Source organism: Streptomyces sp. NPDC013317, assembly GCF_055563155.1.
Genome location: NZ_JBVHDX010000025.1, coordinates 1 through 23843, shown reverse-complemented (window position 1 = coordinate 23843; position 23843 = coordinate 1). Strand labels below are relative to the sequence as shown.

Annotated in this window: 21 protein-coding genes; 13 read left to right on the top strand and 8 right to left on the bottom strand. The window is 72.4% G+C overall.

Annotated features, from left to right (window positions below; genetic code table 11):
• Positions 1-121: 121 nt before the first annotated feature.
• Entirely contained in the window at positions 122-979 is an 858-nt protein-coding gene (locus ACZ3IJ_RS35245) for a (2Fe-2S)-binding protein (protein WP_467475147.1), read from the bottom strand.
• 148 nt (positions 980-1127) lie between these two features.
• Between ACZ3IJ_RS35245 and ACZ3IJ_RS35240 the strand changes: the two genes are divergently transcribed.
• Both ACZ3IJ_RS35240 and ACZ3IJ_RS35235 read left to right on the top strand, forming a co-directional pair.
• On the top strand, positions 1128-2003 hold the full coding sequence (locus ACZ3IJ_RS35240) for a GntR family transcriptional regulator (RefSeq protein ID WP_467475145.1): 876 nt from the start codon (positions 1128-1130) through the stop codon (positions 2001-2003).
• Positions 2004-2138: 135 nt separating this feature from the next.
• Positions 2139-3761: a WD40 repeat domain-containing protein gene (locus tag ACZ3IJ_RS35235; RefSeq protein WP_467475143.1), complete on the top strand. Its 1623-nt coding sequence runs from the start codon at positions 2139-2141 to the stop codon at positions 3759-3761.
• A 119-nt stretch (positions 3762-3880) separates the two neighbouring features.
• Here the strand turns inward: ACZ3IJ_RS35235 and ACZ3IJ_RS35230 are convergent, their stop codons facing one another.
• Complete coding sequence (locus tag ACZ3IJ_RS35230; RefSeq protein ID WP_391802220.1) at positions 3881-4669, bottom strand: hypothetical protein; 789 nt, start codon at positions 4667-4669, stop codon at positions 3881-3883.
• A 373-nt stretch (positions 4670-5042) separates the two neighbouring features.
• A complete protein-coding gene (locus ACZ3IJ_RS35225; protein WP_467475141.1) occupies positions 5043-6734 on the bottom strand; it encodes a PucR family transcriptional regulator in 1692 nt (563 codons plus the stop codon).
• A 385-nt stretch (positions 6735-7119) separates the two neighbouring features.
• On the opposite strand from ACZ3IJ_RS35225, the gene ACZ3IJ_RS35220 reads away from it, so the two are divergent.
• The 5 genes from ACZ3IJ_RS35220 to ACZ3IJ_RS35200 all read left to right on the top strand — a co-directional run bounded on the left by ACZ3IJ_RS35220 (position 7120) and on the right by ACZ3IJ_RS35200 (position 13995).
• Positions 7120-8010: an FAD binding domain-containing protein gene (locus tag ACZ3IJ_RS35220; protein WP_391802222.1), complete on the top strand. Its 891-nt coding sequence runs from the start codon at positions 7120-7122 to the stop codon at positions 8008-8010.
• A 2-nt stretch (positions 8011-8012) separates the two neighbouring features.
• Positions 8013-8618: a (2Fe-2S)-binding protein gene (locus ACZ3IJ_RS35215; protein ID WP_391802223.1), complete on the top strand. Its 606-nt coding sequence runs from the start codon at positions 8013-8015 to the stop codon at positions 8616-8618.
• A gap of 2 nt (positions 8619-8620) precedes the next feature.
• On the top strand, positions 8621-11020 hold the full coding sequence (pucD, locus tag ACZ3IJ_RS35210) for a xanthine dehydrogenase subunit D (protein WP_467475138.1): 2400 nt from the start codon (positions 8621-8623) through the stop codon (positions 11018-11020).
• A 328-nt stretch (positions 11021-11348) separates the two neighbouring features.
• Positions 11349-12815 (top strand): NCS2 family permease, encoded by a 1467-nt coding sequence (locus ACZ3IJ_RS35205; protein WP_467475136.1) that lies wholly within the window; start codon positions 11349-11351, stop codon positions 12813-12815.
• A gap of 43 nt (positions 12816-12858) precedes the next feature.
• On the top strand, positions 12859-13995 hold the full coding sequence (locus ACZ3IJ_RS35200; RefSeq protein WP_467475134.1) for an XdhC family protein: 1137 nt from the start codon (positions 12859-12861) through the stop codon (positions 13993-13995).
• A 92-nt stretch (positions 13996-14087) separates the two neighbouring features.
• On the opposite strand, the gene ACZ3IJ_RS35195 is transcribed toward ACZ3IJ_RS35200, so the two are convergent.
• A complete protein-coding gene (locus ACZ3IJ_RS35195) occupies positions 14088-15062 on the bottom strand; it encodes an ArsR/SmtB family transcription factor (RefSeq protein WP_467475132.1) in 975 nt (324 codons plus the stop codon).
• Between the two features lie 55 nt (positions 15063-15117).
• On the opposite strand from ACZ3IJ_RS35195, the gene ACZ3IJ_RS35190 reads away from it, so the two are divergent.
• Together ACZ3IJ_RS35190 and ACZ3IJ_RS35185 are read left to right on the top strand one after the other, a co-directional pair.
• The gene (locus ACZ3IJ_RS35190) at positions 15118-16362 is read left to right on the top strand and encodes an MFS transporter (protein ID WP_467475130.1); all 1245 of its coding nucleotides are present in this window, start codon (positions 15118-15120) and stop codon (positions 16360-16362) included.
• Positions 16363-16371: 9 nt separating this feature from the next.
• Complete coding sequence (locus ACZ3IJ_RS35185) at positions 16372-17586, top strand: GNAT family N-acetyltransferase (protein ID WP_467475128.1); 1215 nt, start codon at positions 16372-16374, stop codon at positions 17584-17586.
• Positions 17587-17835: 249 nt separating this feature from the next.
• Here ACZ3IJ_RS35185 and ACZ3IJ_RS35180 read toward each other — a convergent pair whose 3' ends face one another.
• Positions 17836-18441: a TetR/AcrR family transcriptional regulator gene (locus ACZ3IJ_RS35180; RefSeq protein ID WP_467475126.1), complete on the bottom strand. Its 606-nt coding sequence runs from the start codon at positions 18439-18441 to the stop codon at positions 17836-17838.
• Positions 18442-18571: 130 nt separating this feature from the next.
• On the opposite strand from ACZ3IJ_RS35180, the gene ACZ3IJ_RS35175 reads away from it, so the two are divergent.
• The 4 genes from ACZ3IJ_RS35175 (at position 18572) to ACZ3IJ_RS35160 (ending at position 21856) form a co-directional block, all read left to right on the top strand.
• A complete protein-coding gene (locus ACZ3IJ_RS35175; RefSeq protein ID WP_391802231.1) occupies positions 18572-19726 on the top strand; it encodes an acyl-CoA dehydrogenase family protein in 1155 nt (384 codons plus the stop codon).
• A 42-nt stretch (positions 19727-19768) separates the two neighbouring features.
• Positions 19769-20530, top strand: coding sequence for an SDR family NAD(P)-dependent oxidoreductase (locus ACZ3IJ_RS35170; protein WP_383292710.1), 762 nt, complete (start codon positions 19769-19771; stop codon positions 20528-20530).
• 95 nt (positions 20531-20625) lie between these two features.
• Positions 20626-21342, top strand: a complete 717-nt coding sequence (locus ACZ3IJ_RS35165; RefSeq protein ID WP_467475123.1) for a TetR family transcriptional regulator — start codon at positions 20626-20628, stop codon at positions 21340-21342.
• Positions 21343-21463: 121 nt separating this feature from the next.
• The gene (locus ACZ3IJ_RS35160) at positions 21464-21856 is read left to right on the top strand and encodes a PhlB family protein (protein ID WP_391802233.1); all 393 of its coding nucleotides are present in this window, start codon (positions 21464-21466) and stop codon (positions 21854-21856) included.
• A gap of 72 nt (positions 21857-21928) precedes the next feature.
• Here the strand turns inward: ACZ3IJ_RS35160 and ACZ3IJ_RS35155 are convergent, their stop codons facing one another.
• The 3 genes from ACZ3IJ_RS35155 to ACZ3IJ_RS35145 form a co-directional block, all read right to left on the bottom strand.
• On the bottom strand, positions 21929-22885 hold the full coding sequence (locus ACZ3IJ_RS35155; RefSeq protein ID WP_467475121.1) for an electron transfer flavoprotein subunit alpha/FixB family protein: 957 nt from the start codon (positions 22883-22885) through the stop codon (positions 21929-21931).
• 33 nt (positions 22886-22918) lie between these two features.
• Positions 22919-23704: an electron transfer flavoprotein subunit beta/FixA family protein gene (locus tag ACZ3IJ_RS35150; protein WP_467475119.1), complete on the bottom strand. Its 786-nt coding sequence runs from the start codon at positions 23702-23704 to the stop codon at positions 22919-22921.
• Between the two features lie 44 nt (positions 23705-23748).
• On the bottom strand, positions 23749-23843 hold a 95-nt coding region (locus ACZ3IJ_RS35145), incomplete at its 5' end, for an acyl-CoA dehydrogenase family protein (RefSeq protein ID WP_132919430.1).

Below are 23843 nucleotides of genomic sequence, written 5' to 3'. Positions count from 1 at the left end.
GAGCACGCCAATGGGGCCGGACGGCATACGAATAGGTGCGATCTGGTCGAACGACCACGCGGAGCAAGGGAGTTGCGTTCGATTCACGTCACCCGTACGAGTGGCGTAATCCGTCGGACGGTCAGGCGGCCTCGGTGAGCCGGCGGACCCGCTCGGCGTCACACGTACGCGGACACGTCAGGCAGGTGTCCTCGGGGCGCAGGGTGTAGAAGAAGCAGCACGCGGCGCGGTCCCGGGTGGTGCGGGGCGTTCCGTCGGGCGCCTCGGCACCGGGCAGCTCGCGGAAGCCCGCGGATCCCGCGTACGGCTTGGCCGTGCCCGGCAGCAGCAGCTCCAGCTCGGCCATCGCGCGCTGTTCCTCGCCGAACAGTGCCCCGATGTACCAGAGGCCTTCGACGATCTCGTCCGTCGCCATGCCCCACAGCGCCCGCTTCCCGCGCCGCATGCGCGGGCCGAAGCCGGCCAGGACGGACTCGAAGTGCTCGGCGAGCGCGCTCCTGACCTCGGCGCGCAGGGCCTCCTCGTCCGGGACGACCCGGGCGCCGGGAAGGGTCGCGGCGGGGTCGTCCGGCAGGCAGGCGAACTCCTCGATCCGGACGGTCATCCGCCCGAGGGCCCGCTGGAAGGCCACGTTCCGGGCGGGCAGCCGAGGGACGCGGCGGTGCAGGAACCAGGGGACCGTGACGAGGAGGCAGGCGGGCCAGGCGTACCGGTGCAGTCCGAAGCCGGCCACCACGTCGGGGCGGGCCTGCTGCCCGTAGTCCCGCAGCACCTGCGCGTTGTCCCAGGCGAGGAAGGCGTCGAGAGCGGCGCCGCCGGCCGCCAGCTCGTCCGCGGCCACCCAGCCGGCCCCGCGTGGCGAGTCCTCGCCATCACCGAGCTCCTCTATCCGCAGGCCGGGGAACACCTCGCCGAGGCGGGCGTACGAGGCCGCGACGGGTGAGGTGAACGGGGCGGGGAGCAGAGCGGGGAGGGCCATACGGGACCACCGAATCGCGATCGTTAGCAGGTTAGCCTTACCTTACCCGACGCGATCGATGTTTGAACTGCGGCCCTGTCCGCCTATGGTGCACAGGGGGCCTCGGTATCGCGAGCCAGGCCCGGCACGACCCCGCAGGAGGACCCGGGTGGAGCAGGGCAGAGCGCGCGAGCGGGCGGCCGACCGTCCGCTCCCGCCGCACGACGGCGCGGCGCGGGTCCCGGAGCAGGGCCGCGGGGAGCCGGCGCGCGGCGAGCACACCCACAGCGAGCCCCTCCACAGGTCGCCGGTGCACGGTGCCCAGGTCCACGGTGCGCCGGTCGGCCGTACGCCCGCCCTGGGCGCGCCCGCCGACCGCGAGACCTGCGAAATGCCCGTGTCCGGCCTCGCCGCCCCCCGCACCGTTCAGCGCCACTCCGTACGCGGCCAGATCCTCCAGGCCCTGCGCACGGCCCTCGTCGGCGGCGAGCTGGTCCCCGGCGAGGTGTACTCCGCCCCCGTCCTCGCCGAGCGCTTCGGCGTCTCCGCGACCCCCGTGCGCGAGGCCATGCAGCAGCTCGCCGTCGAAGGCGCCGTCGAGGTCGTGCCGAACCGCGGCTTCCGGGTCACCGAGCGCACCCCCCGCGAGCTGGCCGAGCTGGCCGAGGTCCGCGCGCTCATCGAGATCCCGATCATGCTCCGACTCGCCCGCACCGTCCCCGCCGCCCGCTGGGCCGAGCTCCGGCCGCTCGCCGAGGCCACCGGAGCAGCCGCCGCCCGCGGCGACCGCGCCCACTACGCCGAGGCCGACCGGGCCTTCCACCGCGCCGTCCTCTCGCTCGCCGGGAACGAGCAGCTCCTCACCGTCGCCGACGACCTGCACCGCCGCTCCCAGTGGCCCCTGGTGAGCGGCCCCGTGACCCGGCACGGCGACCTCGTGGCCGACGCCGCGGAACACACCGCCCTGCTCGACGCCCTGATCGCCCAGGATGTCACCGTCGTACAGTCACTTGTCAGAGAGCATTTCACCGGATCGGCGGAGTGACGACTAAGGTTGCCGTCGGCCGGTGCCCTTGGCCCTTGCCGCCGCTGGCTGTTGCCGTCGTCCCGCCCGTACAGCGCCGTCCGTGAGGTGTCGCATGCCGTCCGTGTCTCCGTCCCCGGCACGGGGAAGGTGCCTGTGACCGGATCCGTCCGTGGAGACCGCCCCGCCGGTACGGAGGCCGAGGCGGCGGCCCTGCTCGGCTGGCTCACCGACCCGGAGGCCCCGCGCCTCTGCCTGGTCGTCGGCGGCCCCCGCCGGGGCAAGACCGCCCTGCTCTCCTGGCTGGCCGCGCACGGCACCCGCCCCGGCGCGCGCCGTCGGCGCGCGGCACGCGAGCTGGTCCCGCTCGCCGGGCAGTGCGTGCTCGGCGCGGCCTGGACGATCGCGAACCGGCTCGGTGTGGTGGCCAGGACGCCCGGTGAACTCGTCCGGGCCGTCGCCACCAGCGAGACGCGGCGCGCCGCCCTCGTCCTGCCGGACCTGCACGCCGCCGCCGAGCCGGAGGCGATCGCCGGACTCGTCGGAGAACTCGCCGCGTCGGGCCGCGTCCGGCTCGTCGTGGAGACCTGTACGGGCACGCCGTCGTACGCCCTCCTCTCCGACCGCCGCGTCGCCATCGTGGACCTCGACGGGGACGTCGAGTCCGCCGACACGGCCCAGGAGGCCGCCGGGCGTGGGGAGTCGGGACCGGATGAGGCCTCCGTGCCGTACGAGGCACGGCACGCCGTCGATCTGGCCGACCCCGTCGCGGTGTGCACGGCCGATCCGCTGCGCGTCACCACCGCCTACGCGACCGGCCCCGGTGACGACCGCGGCGGCCTGCGGTCCGCCTGGCTGCGCGCGGGACAGTCCCTCTGCCGTGACCAGAGCCCGGCGGACCGGGCCGTCGTCCTGCTCGGCGCCCTCGGCGACGAGGCGGACCCCCGGCTCCGTCCCGCGCTGCGTGCCCTCGCCTCCGACGCCTCCTGGCGGGTGCGGTGGACCCGGGTACGCGGCGACCTGACCCCGCCCTGGCCGGGCCCGGTCACGGCCCTGGGCGCCATCGGCGACCGCCTCCTCGTCGCGGGCACGACGGACGAGGTGCGGCTGCTCGGCGCGGCCGACGCCACGCCCGCCGGCGAGTCCCTGCGGACCCCCTCGGGCGGTCGGATCAAGGCGCTGGCGCCCGCGCCGGACGGGACGGTGCTGCTCCTGGACGAGCGGGGCCGGCTGCAACCTGTCCCCGGGCCCGCGCCCCGGCCGCCCTACCTGGAGCGGCTCACGACGGCCGTCGCGGCGACCCTCACCCGGCACCCGGGCAGTGCGCTCGCGGCGATCAGCGGCTCGGTCGTGGTGGGCGACCGGCTCGGCTCCGTCCACGCCTTCGGTCTGACGGGCATTCACCAGGCCGCGCTGCACAGCGGCCGCGTCACGGCCGTGACGGCGATCGAGACCGCCACGCCCTTCCTCTGCAGCGGCGGCCTCGACGGCACGGTCCGCCGCTGGATCCCCGGCCAGGACCCGGACCCGGCCCCGATCGCCGAACGCCGCGCCGCCGTCGTGTCGTTGCACGCCGCGGAGACGGCCGAGGGGCCGACGCTCGCGATCGCCTGGGCGGACGGTCTCGTCGAGCTCCACGACCTCGACACCCGGTCCCGTCGCACCTTCCGCCCCGGCCCGCCGGTCCGCGCGGTGGCCCTGACGCCGGACGGGGCGCTGGTGGTGGGCATGGACGAGGTGCTGCTCTGCCTGGACAGGCCTTCGTACCAGGTCGGGTGACGGTACGTCACGGCTGTCGACGCCGCCGTGGGTCCCGTGACGACCGGGCCCTCCAGCGGCGATCGGTGCGGGGTGGGCGGCCCCTTCCGCCCACCCGGCTGATGCCGCCCGACTTTCCGTCAGATCGCGGGCCGGGGTGTCAGTTGGGCCGCGAGCCAGGTCGGCACCCCGCCCAGAAGGCGGAACAGCCGGGCCGCCTCGGCCCGGAGGCGGCCCGCCTCCGGCTCCGTCTCCGTGTCCGCGAGGGCGGTCAGGGCCGGGGCCGTACCGACCAGATAGCCGAGCTCCTCACGGATGCGGAGGGACTCGGCGAAGCCGTGCCGCGCCTCCGCCAACTCGCCTTCCCGTAAAGCGAGTCCGGCGAGATGGCGCCAGGTGGAGGAGAGCAGCAGCTCGTCCCCCTGGGCGGCGGCGCCCGCGTGGGCGCGCCGGTAGGCGGCGCGCGCGGCCTGCGGCGAGTCGCCGAGGTTCTGGGCCATCAGCCCGCGCCGGTAGTCGAGCAGCGGACGCCCCTCGCCCCCGGGGCTGATCAGCGCCGCCGCCCGCCCGAGCGCCGCGGTCGCCTCGTCGGCCCGGTCGCGTACGCCGAGCAGCGTCGACGCGTAGGCGAGATAGCCGCGTTCGCACGCGGCCGCCCCCCGCTCCTCGTCCGTCCGGGCCACGGCCTCGGCCGCCCGGAGCGCCTCCTCGGCGTCCGACCACCCCTTCTCGGTGTACAGACACCGCTCGATCAGCAGGGCCGCCCGTTCCAGTGCCGCCGCGGGCTCCGCGGCGCGGGGCGCGAGCAGTGCGGCGGCGTCCGTCCAGCAGCCGCGCGAGCGGAGACGCCATATGGCCGTCTCCATCGGGGTCGCCCCGCCGTAGCCAAGGGACGGATCGTCGCCACCCGTTGTTTCGGAACCAGACATGGCGGTGTCCGCCACATTGCCCTCCCCGAGCGCGCCATTGAGCTGTTGAGTCAGGCCCGCATCTCAGCACGAACGCGTGGCGCTGGCCAAGGGGTCAGGTGAAACTTTTCACAAGTGCTGGACCTTGACCGCTATGCGGACGCGTGCGTTCGGCACGGCCCGTTGGCCCGATCCCATCCGCCTCCGGCCTGCCACCGGGCGTCGCCGGGGGGCCACGGCGGCCGCCGGCGTTGGCGCCGCGCCCGCCCTGCCGCTCGGAACGGCGTTCCCTCGAAGAGATGAATCCCGCCATGATCCCTTCGGGTGACGACCGCGGAATCCGCGGCCGCCTGAGCCGTGCGGGTGACCCGCCGGGAGCCACCCGCCGGGTCGGTCAGCTCATGCGCAGCGCCAGGAAGAAGTCGAGCTTGTCCTCCAGGCGCGACAGGTCGCGGCCCGTCAGCTGCTCGATCCGCCCCACGCGGTACCGCAGGGTGTTCACATGCAGGTGCAGCCGGGTCGCGCAGCGGGTCCAGGAGCCGTCGCAGTCGAGGAAGGCCTCCAGCGTGGGGATGAGCTCGGCACGGTGACGGCGGTCGTAGTCGCGCAGCGGGTCGAGCAGCCGGGCCGTGAAGGCGCGGCGGACGTCGTCCGGGACGAACGGCAGCAGCAGCACGTGCGAGGCGAGCTCGTGGTGCCCGGCGGCGCAGACGCGGCCCGGGCGGGCGGCGGCGACCCGACGGGCGTGTCTGGCTTCCTCGAGGGCGCCGCGCAGGCCCTCCGCCGAATGGACGGCCGCGCTGACACCGAGGGTGAGGCGGCCGTCTCCGTCGAGGCCGGCGGAGAGGGGCTCGCGCACCGCCGCGAGCAGCGCGTCCGCGTGCAGCCCGATGTTCGTGGTCCCCTCGTCCTCGCTGTCGGGCAGCGGGCCCGCCGGCAGCGGCACCAGGGCGATGGCCTCGTCCCCGTGGTGCGCGACCGCGATCCGGTCGGTGGACTCGGGACCCACGGTCGCCGGGTCGACGAGGATCTCCTCCAGAAGCGCCTGGGCGACCGGACCGGTCTCCACCGGGCCCTGCCCTGCCTCCGGGTCCCATTCGACGCGGGCGACCACGACCTGCCAGTGCGGCGCGGTCCCCAGGCCCGGCAGCAGCACCGGGGCGGCGACCCGCAGACGCGCGGCGATCTCGGCAGGGGCGGCCCCCGTCTGGACCAGCTCCAGGACCTCCTGCGCCAGCCTGCGCCGTACCGTACGGGCCGCGTCCCGCCGGTCCCGCTCGACGGCGATCAGCTGGGTGACGCCCTGGAGCAGGTCGAGCCGGGCGGCCGGCCACTCCCCGGCGTCGGCCTCGACGGCCAGCAGCCAGTCGGAGAGCACGGTCTCGCGTACGTCGCGTACGGCGGGCGCCGCGCCCCGACCGGTGTTGCGGATAGGGAAGAGGGAGAAGGTGGTTCCGGACGCGCTGAGCCGGTGCGGGCCGCGCCGGCCGGTCCTCGTCGCCGCCAGGTGCTCACCGGCCAGCGTCGCCGCGAGCGAGGCGTCCAGCGGCTCTCCCGCGCCCGCGATCTGGCGGCCGGTGGGGGAGAGGACCCAGGCCCGGAGGTCCAGGTCGGAGCCGAGGAGGTCCAGGACGACCTCGGGCCCGCCGCCGGCCGGACCGGAGGTCATCAGCCGCCTGTGGCGGTCGACGACCGCCGCCAGGTCGCCCGCACGTTCGCCGGACACCTGTCGAACAACGTGTTCGGTGATCGTCGCGAACGCAACGGACTCGTTCACTGCGAAGAGCGGCAGCCGATGGCGAGAACACGCCTGTACGAGATCGTCGGGGATGTCCCCGAGCTCCGCCTCGCCCGCCGCGAGCCCGGCCACCCCGGCCGAGGCCAGGATCCGGACGAACGGCTCCGCGTCCTCGGGGTCCCGGAGCCAGGCCAGGCCGGTGAGGACCAGCTCGCCGCCGGACAGATACCGGCTGGGGTCCTTGAGGTCCGTCGTCATCACGCCGCGGACGGTGCGGTCCAGCTCGTCCTCACCACCGAGCAGGCGCAGCCCCAGCGCGTCGGTTTCCAGCAGTGCGCGCAGCCGCATCTCGTTGCCGCCGTTCCTTCTCGTCCGTCACTCGTCATCACTTTCGCGGGTACTCGCCCGCCGTGCTCCCCCGGAGCGACGGCACGTCCGACGGTTCTGAAGACTGTCGCGATGTGGTCGGTGGCCTGGTGCCACGGTTTCCAGGGGGAAACGGCGAGGTTGCCGAGTACCGCCGTTCGTTCGAATCTACAAGACGAACAAGGTCACCAGCCAACTCCTTCATGTTTTCGGTGACTGCACCCCGGCGGGCGGGCCTTGTGTACTAGGCCACACATCGCGTTAACAGCACGTGAACATGAATTCGAAGTCGAGGGCCGGCCGTCCCCCCGGGCCCGTTGAAGACCGACCGACCCCCGATCACTAGAAGCACAAGAAGAGAGCCACCATGGACTTCCTTCGCCCCGCCAGCTGGGAGGAGGCGCTCGCCGCCAAGGCCGAGCACCCCACGGCCGTGCCCATCGCGGGTGGTACCGACATCATGGTCGAGATCAATTTCGACCACCGGCGTCCCGAGTACCTCCTGGACCTGAACCGTATCGAGCTGCTGCGCGAGTGGGAGGTGGGCGAGGAGAACGTCCGCCTCGGCGCCTCCGTTCCGTACACCCAGATCATGGAGAACCTGCGGGCCGAGCTGCCGGGCCTCGCGCTCGCCTCGCACACCGTGGCCTCCCCGCAGATCCGCAACCGCGGCGGCGTCGGCGGCAACCTGGGCACCGCGTCCCCCGCCGGTGACGCGCACCCCGCGCTGCTCGCCGCGGGTGCCGAGGTCGAGGTCGAGTCGGTTCGCGGCAGCCGGTTCATCCCGATCGACGAGTTCTACACGGGTGTGAAGCGCAACGCGCTCGAGCCCGACGAGCTCATCAAGACCGTCCACATCAAGAAGGCGGACGGCCCCCAGCAGTACTCCAAGGTCGGTACGCGCAACGCGATGGTCATCGCGGTCTGCGCCTTCGGCCTGGCGCTCCACCCGGAGACCCGCACGGTCCGCACCGGCATCGGTTCGGCCGCGCCGACCCCGATCCGCGCCAAGGAGGCCGAGGCCTTCCTGAACGCGGCTCTGGAGGAGGGCGGCTTCTGGGAGAGCGGCAAGATCATCACCCCGTCGATCGCGAAGCAGTTCGCCGAGCTCTGCTCGGGCGCCGCGAACCCGATCGACGACGTCCGTGGCACCGCCAAGTACCGCCGCCACGCCGTGGGCATCATGGCCCGCCGCCAGCTGGGCTGGACCTGGGAGCAGTACCGCGGCACCGGCCGCACGCTTGAGGGAGCTGCATAACCATGCGCGTCAATTTCACGGTCAACGGTCGTCCGCAGGAAGCCGACGACGTCTGGGAGGGCGAGTCCCTTCTCTACGTGCTGCGTGAGCGGATGGGGCTGCCCGGCTCCAAGAACGCGTGCGAGCAGGGCGAGTGCGGTTCCTGCACCGTCCGTCTCGACGGCGTGCCGGTCTGTTCCTGCCTGGTCGCCGCGGGTCAGGTCGAGGGCCGCGAGGTCGTCACCGTCGAGGGGCTGGCGGACTACGCCCAGCACCGCGAGGACGCCCACCCGGGCGGTGCCTGCGGCACCGGCGGCTGCGGCACCAGCCTCGACTCCGCGAAGAACTGGCAGGCCAAGCCCGGCCAGGACTCGCAGACCGGCGAGGGCGTCGAACTCTCCCCGATCCAGCAGGCGTTCATCGACGCCGGCGCGGTCCAGTGCGGTTTCTGCACCCCCGGTCTGCTCGTCGCGGCCGACGAGATGCTGGAGCGCAACCCGTCCCCCTCGGACGCGGACATCCGTGAGGCGCTCTCCGGCAACCTCTGCCGCTGCACCGGTTACGAGAAGATCCTCGACGCGGTCCGCCTCGCGGCCGCTCGCCAGGAGCGTCAGGAAGAGGCGGTCTGACGATGGCTCAGAACACCCGTACCGTTCCGGTGGGCACGCCCACCGACGTCACCCAGAACCACGTCAAGGGCGGCATCGGCGAGTCCACGCTCCGCCCGGACGGCACCCTCAAGGTCACCGGCGAATTCGCCTACTCCTCGGACATGTGGCACGAGGACATGCTGTGGGGCCAGATCCTGCGCTCCACCGTCGCGCACGCCGAGATCGTGTCCATCGACACCTCCGAGGCCCTCACGATGGACGGCGTCTACGCCGTTCTGACCCACGAGGACCTGCCGGCCGCGAAGAACTACGGCATGGAGTTCCAGGACACCCCGGTCCTCGCCTACGGCAAGGTCCGTCACCACGGTGAGCCGGTCGCCCTCGTGGCCGCCGACCACCCGGAGACCGCCCGCCGCGCCGCCGCCAAGATCAAGATCGAGTACCGCGAGCTCCCGGTCATCACGGACGAGGCCTCGGCGCTCGCCCCGGACGCGATCCTGGTCCACGAGAACCGCGACGATCACCACTCCGGCCACGTCCCGCACCCGAACATCGTGCACCGCCAGCCGATCATCCGCGGCAACGCCGACGAGGCCGCCAAGCGCGCCGACGTCATCGTCAAGGGCGAGTACACCTTCGGCATGCAGGACCAGGCCTTCCTCGGCCCCGAGTCCGGCCTCGCCGTACCGGCCGAGGACGGCGGCGTCGACCTGTACGTCGCCACCCAGTGGCTGCACTCGGACCTCAAGCAGATCGCCCCCTGCCTCGGCCTGCCCGAGGAGAAGGTCCGCATGACCATGGCCGGTGTCGGCGGCGCCTTCGGCGGCCGCGAGGACATCTCCATGCAGATCCTCGCCTCCATCCTGGCGCTGCGCACCGGCAAGCCGGTCAAGATGGTCTACAACCGGTACGAGTCCTTCTTCGGGCACGTCCACCGGCACCCGGCGAAGCTCTACTACGAGCACGGCGCCACCAAGGACGGCAAGCTCACGCACATGAAGTGCAAGATCGTGCTCGACGGCGGCGCGTACGCGTCGTCGACGGCCTCGGTCGTCGGCAACGCCTCCTCCCTCTCGGTCGGCCCGTACGTCATCGAGGACGTCGAGATCGAGGCGATCGGCCTCTACACCAACAACCCGCCCTGCGGCGCCATGCGCGGCTTCGGCGCGGTTCAGGCCTGCTTCGCCTACGAGGCGCAGATGGACAAGCTCGCGGCCAAGCTGGGCATGGACCCGGTGGAGCTGCGCCAGCTCAACGCCATGGAGCAGGGCACGATCATGCCGACCGGCCAGGTCGTGGACTCGCCGGCCCCGGTCGCCGAGCTGCTGCGCCGGGTCAAGGCCCGCCCGATGCCGCCGGAGCGCCAGTGGGAGTCCGCCGGCGAGGGCGCGGACGTCCGCGCGCTGCCGGGCGGCCTGTCCAACACCTCGCACGGCGAGGGTGTCGTGCGGGGCGTCGGCTACGCCGTCGGCATCAAGAACGTCGGCTTCTCCGAGGGCTTCGACGACTACTCGACCGCCAAGATCCGCATCGAGGTCATCAACGGCGAGGCCGTGGCCACGGTCCACACCGCCATGGCGGAGGTCGGCCAGGGCGGCGTCACCATCCACGCGCAGATCGCCCGTACCGAGCTCGGTGTCCAGCAGGTCACCATCCACCCCGCCGACACGCAGGTGGGCTCGGCCGGTTCGACCTCCGCGGGCCGCCAGACGTACATGACCGGCGGCGCCATCAAGAACTCCTGCGAGATCGTCCGCGAGAAGGTCCTGGAGATCGGCCGGCGCAAGTTCGGCTCGTACCACCCGGCGTGGGCCAACGCCGAACTCCTTCTGGAGGGCGGCAAGGTCGTCACCGACGGCGGCGAGGCCCTCGCGTCCATCGCGGACGTCCTCGAGGACCAGGCCGTCGAGGTGGAGGAGGAGTGGCGGCACCGCCCCACCCAGGCCTTCGACCTCGTCACCGGTCAGGGCGACGGCCACGTCCAGTACGCCTTCGCCGCGCACCGCGCGGTGGTGGAGGTGGACACCGAGCTCGGCCTCGTGAAGGTGATCGAGCTGGCCTGTGCGCAGGACGTCGGCAAGGCGGTCAACCCGCTCTCCGTGGTCGGCCAGATCCAGGGTGGTACCACCCAGGGCCTGGGCGTCGCGGTGATGGAGGAGATCATCGTCGACCCGAAGACCGCGAAGGTGCGCAACCCCTCCTTCACGGACTACCTGATCCCGACCATCCTCGACACGCCGACCATCCCGGTCGACTACCTCGAGCTGGCCGACCCCAACGCGCCGTACGGCGTGCGGGGCATCGGCGAGGCCCCGACCCTGTCGTCCACCCCGGCCGTCCTCGCGGCGATCCGGGCGGCGACGGGCCTGGAGCTCAACAAGACGCCGGTCCGCCCCGAGGCGCTCACCGGCACCCTCTAGGACTCTCCGGGCGGTGCGTGCCTCCCAGGAACGTCACACTTCCCCGCCCGCACCGCCCGGAGCAGAACCCGGTATCACCGCTCACCGATACCACCAGCAACACCCAGTAACACCAGCATCACCAGAGGTACCAAGTAACACCAGCACCACCAGAGGTACCCAGCAGCACTAGAAGTATCGAGAACCACCAGATTGACCCGATCCACCCCAGTTCGTCTCGGGCCGTCCCCCGGGTCGTGCAGCCCACGCAGCATCCCAAATCCCGCAGCATGTCTGACCTTCGGAAAGTCTTAAGCGGGTGCCCCTTTGAACCTTGGGAGTAGGCCCCATGACCCAGTCGTCAGTGGAGCCCAAGACCGCCTCGGAGGACGCGGGCTCCGGCTCGAACGTCCCCGCCGGCCGCTCTTGGCTCGACCGGTACTTTCACATCTCGGAGAGAGGATCAACCGTCGCGACGGAGATCCGCGGCGGCGTCACCACCTTCATGGCGATGGCGTACATTCTCCTGCTCAACCCCTTGATCCTCGGCGGCAAGGATGTGGACGGCAACGTCCTCAGCCAGCCCGCCCTCATCACGGCGACCGCCCTGGCCGCCGCGGTGACGACCCTGCTGATGGGCTTCTGGGGCAAGGTCCCGCTCGCCCTCGCAGCGGGGCTCAGCGTCTCCGGCGTCCTCTCCTCGCAGGTCATCTCCGTCATGACCTGGCCGCAGGCGATGGCGATGTGTGTGGCGTACGGCTTCGTGATCTGTCTCCTGGTGGTCACCGGCCTCCGCGAGATGATCATGAACGCGATCCCGCTGGCGATCAAGCACGCGATCACCATCGGCATCGGTCTCTTCATCGCGCTGATCGGCTTCGTCAAGGCCGGCTTCGTCCACGAGAACCCTTCTCCCGGCGGCGGCCCGGTCGTCCTCGGCCCGGCCGGTGAGCTGGCCGGATGGCCCGTCCTGATCTTCGCCTTCACCTTGCTGCTGATCTTCGCGCTCCAGGCCCGCAACGTGCCCGGCGCCATCCTGATCGGCATCGTGGCGGGCACGGTCATCGCCGCGATCGTCAACGCCGTCGGCGACCTGCCGGCCAAGTCCTGGTTCGCCGGACCGCCGGAGCTGAGCGGCAGCGCCGTCTCCACGCCGGACTTCTCGCTCATCGGCGAGGTGTCGTTCAGCGGCTGGGGCGACGTCGGCTACATCACGATCACCATGATCATCTTCACCTTGGTGCTCGCCGGCTTCTTCGACGCCATGGCCACGATCATCGGTGTCGGCTCCGAGGCCAAGCTCGCCGACAGCCAGGGCCGGATGCCCGGCCTGTCCAAGGCCCTCTTCATCGACGGTGCCGGCGGTGTCATCGGCGGCGGCGTCGGCGGCTCCGGCCAGACCGTCTTCGTCGAGTCGGCGACCGGTGTCGGCGAGGGTGCCCGTACGGGTCTGTCCTCCGTGGTCACCGGCGCGTTCTTCGCGGCCTGCCTCTTCTTCACCCCGATCACCGCGATCGTGCCGGCCGAGGTCGCCTCCGCGGCCCTGGTCGTCATCGGCGCGATGATGATGCAGAACGCCAAGCACGTCGACTGGAGCGACCGCTCCGTCGCCATCCCGGTGTTCCTCACCGTGGTCCTGATGCCGTTCACGTACACCATCACCACGGGTGTCGCGGCCGGTGTCATCTCCTACGCCGTGATCAAGACGGCACAGGGCAAGGCGCGCGAAGTGGGTGCCTTCATGTGGGGCCTGACCGCGATCTTCATCGTGTTCTTCGCCATCCATCCGATCGAGAGCTGGCTGGGCGTCAGCTGACGCCCGTGACGTCGCCCTCCACACACGTTTCGAGGAGTTCGAGATGCTGGACATCGCCGAAGAGCTGCACCGGTGGGTCGAGCAGGGACGCGATTTCGCCGTCGCCACCGTCGTGGCGGTCGGCGGGAGCGCGCCCCGGCAGCCGGGCGCCGCGCTCGCCGTCGACAGCGACGGCACGGCGATCGGCTCGGTCTCCGGAGGATGTGTGGAGGGCGCGGTCTACGAACTGTGCCAGCAGGCGATCGAGGACGGCAGAACCGTCGTCGAGCGCTTCGGATACAGCGACGAGGACGCCTTCGCGGTGGGTCTGACCTGCGGCGGAATCATCGACATCCTCGTCACCCCGGTGCGCGGCGGGGTCTACCCCGCCGCCCTGGCCGCCGCCGTCTCCGGGGAGGCGGCGGCCCTCGCCAGGATCGTCTCCGGACCCGCCGACCTCATGGGCCGGGCACTCCTGGTCCGTCCCGACGGGGAGTACGAGGGCAGCCTCGGCGGCCACCCCGAGCTGGACCGCACCGCGGCCGGCGAGGCCCTGGCCATGCTGGACGCGGGCCGCACCGGCACCGTCGAGATCGGCGAGGACGGCAGCCGCTGCGGACAGCCGCTCACCCTCCTCGTCGAGTCCTCCGTCCCGGCCCCGCGCATGATCGTCTTCGGCGCCATCGACTTCGCCTCCGCCCTCGTCAGGGTCGGCAAGTTCCTCGGCTACCACGTCACCGTCTGCGACGCCCGGCCCGTCTTCGCGACGCCGGCGCGCTTCCCCGAGGCCGACGAGATCGTCGTCGAATGGCCGCACCGCTACCTGGAGTCGACCGAGGTCGACGGGCGGACCGTCCTCTGCGTGCTCACCCACGACGCCAAGTTCGACGTCCCGCTGCTCGAAGCGGCCCTGAAACTGCCCGTCGCCTATGTCGGCGCGATGGGCTCCCGCCGCACCCACGAGGACCGCAACAAGCGCCTGCGCGAGGTCGGCGTCACCGAGCTCGAACTCGCCCGCCTGCGCTCCCCGATAGGCCTCGACCTCGGCGCCCGTACCCCGGAGGAGACGGCCCTCTCCATCGCCGCCGAGATCGTGGCCAACCGCCGCGGCGGCACCGGCGTCTCCCTCACCGGCGCGCACACCCCGATCCACCACGAAGCCCCGCGCGCACCGGCCGGCCGGATCGGCTCCGTCGCCTGACGGCGCGGTCGGACGGCGGAGGTCGGACGGAGCAGGGCCCACGGCGCAGGACACGCGGCGGCGGTCGCATCGCGGCAGTCGGACGGCGGAGCTCACATGAGCCGGTCGCCCAGCTCCGTACGCGCGTACAGCACCGCACGTGCCACCCTGGCCCGGCTCACCAGACCCGTCGTGAACAGCACCGCCAGATGGTGGGAGACCGCGCTCGCCGTGACACCCGTGCGGCGGGCCAGTTCGGTCGTGGAGGCGGGGCCGTCCAGGAGCGCCAGCAGCTCCGCCTTCCGCCGGCCGACCAGCGAGGCCAGCGCCGCCTCCGGGCGCGGCGCGCCGGTCTCCCACAGGGTCGCCACCCCGCGCGCCGGATACGAGATCGTCGGCGGCTCGTCCGGCCCGACCGGGCTGATCGCGTGCCGGGCGAAGAGCGTCGGCACCAGCCACAGACCTCGCCCCGCCACGGCGGTGCTGAGGTGCAGATCCCGGTGCACGTTCATGCTCAGCTCGCCCTCCCGCCACACCGCGGTCGGATCCAGCGAGGTGAGCAGCGCCGCCGCCCCGTCGCGGGCGAGGGCCCGCGCGCGGTGCAGCATGTCGGCCTCCAGCACGGCCCTCATGCGCGGCCAGTGCGGTGCGACGGCCAACTCCCAGTAGTTCTCGACCGTTTCCGCGATCGCGTCCCGCAACCTGACCGGATCGTCGGCCAGTTCCGCGAGGCGAGGAGGCAACGGGCGGTGTGCGTAGGCCGCCCGGACGTCCGCGAGCGCCTTCTCCGGCGTCGTCGCGCGGACCCGGGACAGCTCCTCGCCCGCATCGGGCAGGGGTGAGTCGGGCCGGGGCGTGATGAAGTCCGGCAGCCAGCCGCTCCCGTTCACCACCAACTCCCCGAGCAGCGCGCGGTCGAGGGCGGACGACGCGTCGACGACGGCGCGGGTCCGGCGCACCCACGGCAGGTGCAGGACGTACTTCTCCGGTTGCCGCAGGGCCCAGAGGCTGGTGGCCGTCTCCAGCAGCGGTGAACAGGCGAAGCGCATGTCGGCGAGGTCGTCGACCCCGAGGCGGTAGCTCAGCATTGAGGTCCAGCCTAAATGTCTGTCCGCCGGCGGCGCGGGCGGGTTGGCTGGGGGCATGCCCTCGATCCTCTCCGGGGCGGCAGCCGTGCTGCCGCCCCGCGGTCCCCTGCGCCCGTACGCCGTCACGACCCTCGCCGACTGGATCGGCAACGGCCTCTTCCACACCGGCGCCGCCCTCTTCTTCACCCGTGTCGTCGGACTGAGCCCGGCCGAGACCGGCATCGGCCTCACGGTCTCCGCGCTCCTCGGGCCCTGGGTCTCGGTCCCCGCCGGGCGGCTCGGCGACCGCTACGGGCACCGGCTGATCTGGCTCCTCACCGCGATCGCCCAGGCGGCCGCCTTCGCCTGCTACCTCCTCGTGGACTCGTTCGTCGCGTTCCTCGCCGTCGTCTGCGCCATCGGCCTCGCGCAGAGCGCCTCCCGCCCCGTCCGCAGCGCCTACCTGGCCCGGATCGCCGACCCCGACGCCCTGATCAAGGCCAGCGCCTACAGCCGCGTCATGCTCAACATCGGCTTCTCGCTGGGGAGTCTGGGGGCCGGCGCCGCACTCGTCGCCGACTCCCGGGCCGCCTACGCCGCCCTCGTGCTCGGCAACTCCCTCTCGTACGCGGTCGTCGCCGTACTCCTGCTGCGGATGCCCGACGGCACGCCGCCGACGGCGGCCGGTCCGGCGGCCGTCCGTACGCGGACCGGGGCCCTCAGGGACCGCCGGTACCTCCTCCTGGCCGTCCTCTCCGGTCTGCTCCACATCCAGGCCGACGTCATCAACCTCGGCCTCCCGCTCTGGGTCTCGGAACACACACAGGCGCCGCGCTGGTCCATCGCCGCCCTGATGCTCCTCAACACCGCGCTCGCGATCCTGCTCCAGGTCCGGGCCGCCCGGGGTTCCGAGACCGTCGAAGGGGCCGCACAGGCCGGCCGCCGGTCGGGCTGGGCGCTTCTCGGCGCCTGCGCCGCGTTCGCCTGCACGGCCGCCCTGCCGCCGGTCGCCGCCGTCGTGGTCCTCGCGGTGGGCGTGACCCTGCTGACCGCCGGCGAACTGCTCTCCTCCGCAAGCGGCTGGGGTCTCTCGTACGGACTCGCCGACCCCGCCCGTCAGGGCGAGTACCTGGGTGCCTGGAGCCTCGGCTCCGACCTGGCCCGCGCCGGTGGACCGCTGCTCGTCGCGCTGCTGGTCACCGACGGGGGAGTGGCCGGCTGGCTCCTCCTCGGCACGGCCTTCCTCGGCATCGGGGCGGCGAACGTCCCCGCCGCCCGACCCGGGCGGATCGCCCCGAAGAGCGGCGCGATCCGGGACTAGGGTCTCGACATGGACATTCGTGACGTACCCGAAGCGCATCTCGACCGTGCCCTCGACCTCGCGTACCTCGTCTTCCATGAGCGGCCCGAGGAGGAGGAGCGCAAGCACCGGCGCGAGCTGCTGCTGCCCTGCGAGCGGATCGGCGCCTACGACGGCGAGCAGCTGGTCGGTCTTCTCGCGGCCTTCCCCTTCACCCTCTCCGTCCCCGGCGCCGATCTGCCCTGTCCCGGACTGACGTACGTCTCCGTCGCGCCGACCCACCGGCGGCGCGGTGTGCTCTCCGCCCTCATGGCCGAGGCGTTCCGGCGGTACGAGGAGCGAGGGGCGCCGCTCGCCGCGCTCTGGGCGTCGGAGGACGCCATCTACGGCCGCTTCGGCTTCGGCGCCGCCACCCACGGCGTCACCGTCGAGATCGACTCCCGGCGCCCCCTCGCCCTGCGCATCGACCCCGACGAACGCCCGGTGCGGCTGGTCGACCCGGCCGACGCGCCCGACGTCGTCGGCCCGTACTTCGAGTCCACCCGCCCGCTCCGGGCGGGCCGGAACCCGCGCGACGAGGCGCGCTGGACCGGTGAGTGGCTGCGCGACCCGGACGAGGACGACGACGAACTGTCCCCGCCCCGGGTCGTCGTGCTCGGCGATCCCGTCGCCGGGTACGCCGTCTACCGCACCAAGGGCGAGGACGAGGAGAGCCACACCCCCGGCCTGGTGCGGGTCGACGAACTGGAGGCCGACACCCCGGCCGCCGCCGCCGCGCTCTGGCGCTATCTGGTCTCGATCGACCTGACCTCCACCGTCCGCGCCTGGGGCAGGCCGCTCGACGACCCGCTGCTGTTCTTCGCCGGCGACCGCGACCAGGTGCGGGTCACGGGCCAGTACCCCGCGCTGTGGGTGCGGCTCGTCGACGTGCGCGCGGCGCTCACGGCCCGGAGCTGGGCCGCCGCGGCCGACCTCGTCCTGGAGGTCCACGACAGCCGCATGCCGGCCAACTCGGGCCGCTTCCGGCTGACCACGGGCCCGGACGGCGCGCGCCACGAGGCGACCGGCGACCCGGTCGACCTCTCCTTCGGCGTACGGGACCTGGCCGCGTGCTACCTCGGCGGCACGAAGGTCGTGGACCTGGTCGCCGCCGGGCTGGTCGAGGAGCACACCCCCGGCGCGGCGGCCGTGTTCGACGCGGCACTGCGCACGCGGAGGCTCCCGCACACCGACGACGGCTTCTAGCCGCCCGTCCGCCCGCGCCGTCCGTGTCGTCCGTGCCGTCCGTCCGCGCCGTCCGTGCCGTCCGTCCGCGCCAGTCCGCGCCGTCCGGTGCCGTCCGTCCGCGCCGTCCGTCCGCGTCCGCGCCGTCCGCGCCAGTCCGGTGCCGTCCGTCCGCGCCGTCCGCGCAGTCCGCCCCGTCCGTCCGCCCCGTCCGTCCGCGTCCGCGCCGTCCGCGCCGTCCGCGCCAGTCCGCCCCCGGCCGGGAGGTCGTCAGTTCTTGCGGAGGCCGTTCAGCAGGAGCTCGGCCAGCTGTCCGTAGGCCTCCGCGTCCGCCAGGCCGGTCGCCGCCGCGACCTGGCGCCGCTGGATACGGACCATCACCGAGGCGATGACATCGGCCGCGAACGTCACATGGACCTCGCGGAAGACCCCGGCGCGTACGCCTTCCTCGATCAGCTGCTGGACCCGCCCCGCCGCCGCGCGCGTGTTGCGCTCGTAGACCTCGGCGGCCGGTTCGAAGGCCGCCACGTCGTCGAAGAACTGCGGCGATACCGGAGCCAGCTCCGCCGCGACCGCGCGGAGGTAGGCGGCCAGCCGCTCGGCGGGATCCTGCTCCGCCGCGAGGACCGCCTCGACCCGGGTGGTCGCGCGCCGGAAGAAGTGGACGACGGCCGCCCGGACGAGCTGTTCCTTGCTGTCCGCGAGGCCGTACAGCGTGCGCTTGGAACAGCGCAGCCGGGCCGCGAGATCGTCCAGGGTCAGCTGGGCGAAGCCTTCGCCGACGAGGAGCTCCACCAGTTCCTCGAAGAGCGCGGACCGCCGGGCCGCGCCACGGCCCGTCAGCTTGGGGGCGCCGGCGGCTGGAGTGTCGATCACCCGAACAGTATGCCGTCCACCCCTTCAGGGGGTTACGGCAGAACCCTTCTGCGCTACGCTAAGCGGTACTGCCGTACCGCCAGCAGTACCGTTACCCGGTGCTGAGTGGCTGAGTGTCAATGGAGTCACCATGGCTGTCGACCGCCTGCTTCCCACCCCCGAGGCAGCGGACCTCATCGCCCTCACCCGGGAGATCGCCGACAAGGAGCTCTCCTCCCGCGTGGACGAGCACGAGTCCGCCGAGACGTATCCCGAGGGTCTGTTCGCCACGCTCGGGCAGGCCGGGCTCCTCGGCCTCGCCTACCCCGAGGAGTACGGCGGCGGAGGCCAGCCCTACGAGGTCTACCTGCAGGTCCTGGAGGAGCTGGCGGCGCGCTGGGCGGCCGTCGCCGTCGCGACCAGCGTCCACACCCTGGCCTGCCACCCGCTGCACCACTTCGGCACCACGGAGCAGAAGGAGCGCTGGCTCCCGGCGATGCTCGCCGGCGAGACCATCGGCGGATACAGCCTCTCCGAGCCCCAGGCGGGCTCCGACGCCGCGGCCCTGGCCTGCAAGGCCGAGCGCGTGACCGACGGCCCGAACGGCGCCGCGTACCGCGTCACCGGCACCAAGGCCTGGATCACCCACGGCGGCAAGGCCGGCTTCTACTCCCTCTTCGCCCGCACCGCCCCCGGCAGCCACGGCATCTCCTGCTTCCTGGCCCCCGGTGAGACCGAGGGCCTCTCCTTCGGCAAGCCCGAGCGGAAGATGGGCCTGCAGGCGGTCCCCACGACGTCCGCCCACTGGGACGGCGCACTGCTCGACGCCGACCGGCTCGTCGGCGACGAGGGCCAGGGCCTGCAGATCGCGTTCAGCGCGCTCGACGGCGGACGCCTCGGCATCGCCGCGTGCGCCACGGGCCTCGCCCAGGCCGCGCTCGACGCCGCCGTCGCGTACGCCAACGAGCGCACCACTTTCGGGCGGAAGATCGTCGACCACCAGGGGCTCGGCTTCCTCCTCGCCGACATGGCCGCCGCCGTCGACTCCGCCCGCGCCACGTACCTCGACGCCGCGCGCCGGCGCGACCTCGGCCGCCCGTTCGGCCGCCAGGCCAGCGTGGCCAAGCTGATCGCCACCGACGCGGCCATGAAGGTGACCACGGACGCCGTCCAGGTCCTCGGCGGGTACGGCTACACCCGTGACTTCCCGGTCGAGCGCTACATGCGCGAGGCCAAGATCATGCAGATCTTCGAGGGCACCAACCAGATCCAGCGGCTGGTCATCAGCCGCCGGCTCGCCGCCTGACGCCCGCCCCACCGCCGATTTCCCGACGTTTCGAGGAGTTCCATGGACATCGCCGGCTCCGCCGCGCTCGTCACCGGCGCCGCATCCGGTCTCGGTGCCGCCACCGCCGCCGCACTCGCCGCCCGTGGCGCGACCGTCTACGGCCTGGACCTGGACAAGGCCGTCGCCGCGGCCGGCCCTCTGCCCGAGGGCGTGACCCTGCTCGCCGCCGACGTCACGGAGGAGGCGCCGGTCCGCGAGGCTCTCGCCCGGATCGAGGCCGACGGCGCGGAGCTGCGGCTCGCCGTCAACTGCGCGGGCATCGCCCCCTCCGCCCGTGTCCTGGGCCGCAAGGGCCCGCACGACCTCGACCTGTTCCGTGCGGTCCTGAACGTCAACCTGCTGGGGACGTTCAACGTGATGCGGCTGGCCGCCGAGGTCATCGCCCGTCAGGAGCCGGACGAGCACGGCCAGCGCGGACTCGTCGTCAACACCGCCTCGATCGCGGCCTTCGAGGGCCAGGTCGGGCAGATCGCCTACGCCGCCTCCAAGGCGGGTGTCGCCGGGATGACCGTCACCGCCGCCCGTGACCTCGCGCAGTTCGGCATCCGGGTCGTCACGATCGCGCCCGGGATCGTCGACACCCCGATGATGGCCGGGTTCAGCGAGGAGATCCGCGCCGGGCTCGGCGCGAGCGTCACCTTCCCGCAGCGCCTGGCTCGCCCGGACGAGTACGCGAGGCTCGTCACGATGGTCGCCGAGCACGACTACCTGAACGGCGAGACGATCCGGATGGACGGCGCGCTGCGGATGGCGGCCCGCTGACCGACCCGTACGTCGGCCTCTCGGAGAGCACTTGGTGCCGGTGAAAGCTGGCACCAAGTGCCGCGCTGTCCCCGGACGGATGTTAGGTTCTGGCCATGGGAACAGCCTCGACGAACTCCGCGAAGCCCGCGATGCGGGACTCCCTCATCGCCGCGGCCTTCCAGCTCTTCCTGGAGCGGGGGTACGAGCAGACCACCGTCGACGACATCGTCACCCTCGCCGGGGTCGGCCGGCGGTCCTTCTTCCGGTACTTCCCGTCCAAGGAGGACGTGGTCTTCCCCGACCACGAACAGAGCCTCGCCGACATGACCGCGTTCCTCGCCGCGAGCGCGGACACCGACGACCCGCTGGTCAGGGTCTGCGACGCCACCCGCCTCGTCATGCGGATGTACGCCGAGAACCCCACCTTCTCCGTCCAGCGCTACCGCCTCACCCGCGAGGTGACGGGCCTGCGCACGTACGAACTGTCGGTCGTCTGGCGGTACGAGAAGACCCTCGGCGACTATCTGCGGACCCGCTACGCCGACCGGCGCGACGGCACCCTGCGGGCCAACGTGGTGGCCGCAGCCGTGGTCGCCGCGCACAACCACACGCTCCGCCACTGGCTGCGCTCGGGCGGCGAGGGCGATCCGCTGGTCGAGGTGGACCGGGCTCTGGAGTTCGTCCGGGACACCTGGAGCGAGGAGCGCGGCGAGAGTGGCGGCGCCGGTCAGGGCGAGCAGGCCGAAGACGTCGTGGTGGTGATCACGAAGCGCTCCACGCCGATGTGGCGGGTGGTGCGCGAGGTGGAGTCGAGCCTCGGCGAGAGCTGAGGGAGAGCTGAGGGATCTCAGTATCTTCAATTGAGGGAACTCAGGTCTTTATTTGATGGCACTCAGTGCCATATCTTTGCTCCACGCACGGTCGAGCCGCCGAGTGCAAGGAGAACGCATCGTGTTCCACACCGGGTCCGTAGCAGTGAGGAACGGGAGCGCCGTCGTCCACGCCGAGGAATCGGACGACGCCGAGCTCTACTACCAGCTCTGTCGCTGGTGCCACACCACGACCTTCCAGCGCCTGCTCTGTCCGACCTGCGGGTCGACCGACCTCGCCCCCGAACGCAGCGAGGGCGAGGGCGTGATCTCCGTACGCCGTGGGGTCGCCGCGGCCGACAACGACCTGTGGCCGGTGCACATGACCGAGGGCTTCGTCGTACGGTGCCGGGTCGACGGGCCCCCGCACGCGGTACGCCCCGGCGTCCGCGTCAGGCTCTCCGCGCGCCCCGCCTCGGTGGGGCAGCCCGTCGTCCGGCTCTGCGAGGAAGTCCCCCTCGACGGCTGGATCTGACCGCGACACGACGAAACGGCCCGGTGGCACTCTGTGCCACCGGGCCGTTTTCGTAGGGCGGGAGAGCGACCCCTACCGGGCGCCGATCTCGTCCGTGAGCTGCGGCAGGACCTCGAAGAGGTCACCGACCACGCCGTAGTCCACCAGGTCGAAGATCGGGGCCTCCGCGTCCTTGTTCACGGCCACGATGGTCTTCGAGGTCTGCATGCCCGCGCGGTGCTGGATCGCGCCGGAGATGCCCGCCGCGATGTACAGCTGCGGCGAGACCTGCTTGCCCGTCTGGCCGACCTGGTTGGAGTGCGGGTACCAGCCGGCGTCGACGGCGGCACGCGAGGCGCCGACCGCCGCGCCCAGGGAGTCCGCGAGCTTCTCGACGACCTCGAAGCCCTCGGCCGCGCCGACACCACGGCCGCCGGAGACCACGATCGCGGACTCGGTCAGCTCGGGGCGGCCCGTCGAGACGCGCGGGGTGCGCGAGACGACGGTGGCGGCGTTGCCGGTGAAGGCGACGGTGACGTTCTCGACCGTACCGGCGGCCGGGGCGGCCTCCGGGGCGGCGGAGTTCGGCTTGACGGTGATGACCGGCACGCCGTGCGAGACCCGCGACTTCACCTGGTACGAGGCGGCGAAGACGGACTGAGTGGCGACCGGACCCTCGTCACCGGCCTCCAGCTCCACGGCGTCGGTGATCAGACCCGAGCCGAGGCGCAGCGCGACGCGCGCCGCGACCTCCTTGCCCTCGCCCGAGGAAGTCACCAGGACGGCGGCGACGTCCTTGTCCTTGGCGATCTGGGTGAGCGCGTCGACCTTCGGCACGACGAGCTGGTCGGTGAACTCGGCGCCGTCCGCGACGTACACGGTCGCCGCGCCGTACTCGCCGGCGGTGGCGGCGATCGACGCCGCGGCCTCACCGGCGCCGAGCACGACGGCGGTCGGCTCGCCGATCCGGCGGGCCAGCGTGAGCAGTTCGAGCGCCGGCTTGCGGACCGCACCGTCGGCGTGGTCCACGAGAACCAGGATCTCAGCCATGATTCCTTGCTCCTGAACGATAGTGACGGTGGGTCAGATGAACTTCTGGGTGGCGAGGAACGCGGCGAGCTGCTTGCCGCCGTCGCCCTCGTCGGTGACGATCGTGCCCGCGGTACGGGCCGGGCGCGCGGTGGCCGACTCGACCAGGGTCCAGGACCCGGCGAGGCCGACCTCGTCGGCGTCGACGCCGAGGTCGTCCAGGTCCAGCTCCTCGACCGGCTTCTTCTTCGCGGCCATGATCCCCTTGAAGGAGGGGTAACGGGCCTCGCCGGACTGGTCGGTGACCGACACGACGGCCGGCAGCGGAGCCTCGATCTGCTCGGTGGCGGCGTCGCCGTCCCGGCGGCCCTTCACCAGGCCGTCCTCGACCGAGACCTCGGACAGCAGGGTGACCTGCGGAAGGCTCAGCCGCTCGGCGAGCAGCGCGGGGAGCACGCCCATGGTGCCGTCGGTCGACGCCATGCCGCAGATGACGAGGTCGAAACCGGTCTTCTCCAGGGCCTTGGCGAGGATCGCGGAGGTGCCGATGACGTCGGTGCCGTGGATGTCGTCGTCGTTGACGTGGACGGCCTTGTCGGCGCCCATCGACAGCGCCTTGCGCAGCGCGTCCTTGGCGTCGTCCGGACCGACGGTGACGACGGTGACCTCGGCGTCGTCGGACTCCTCCGAGATGCGCAGGGCCTGCTCGACGGCGTACTCGTCGAGCTCCGACAGCAGGCCGTCGACCTCGTCGCGGTCGACCGTCAGGTCGTCGGCGAAACCGCGGTCGCCGGTCGCGTCGGGTACGTACTTCACACAGACAGCGATCCTCAGGGTCACGGCCTGGCTCCTTTCAAGCGGTCAAACGGTCGGGTGACGGACGACTACGGGAGGTTGCGGGCCATGACGATGCGCTGGACCTGGTTGGTGCCTTCGTAGATCTGGGTGATCTTGGCGTCGCGCATCATGCGTTCGACGG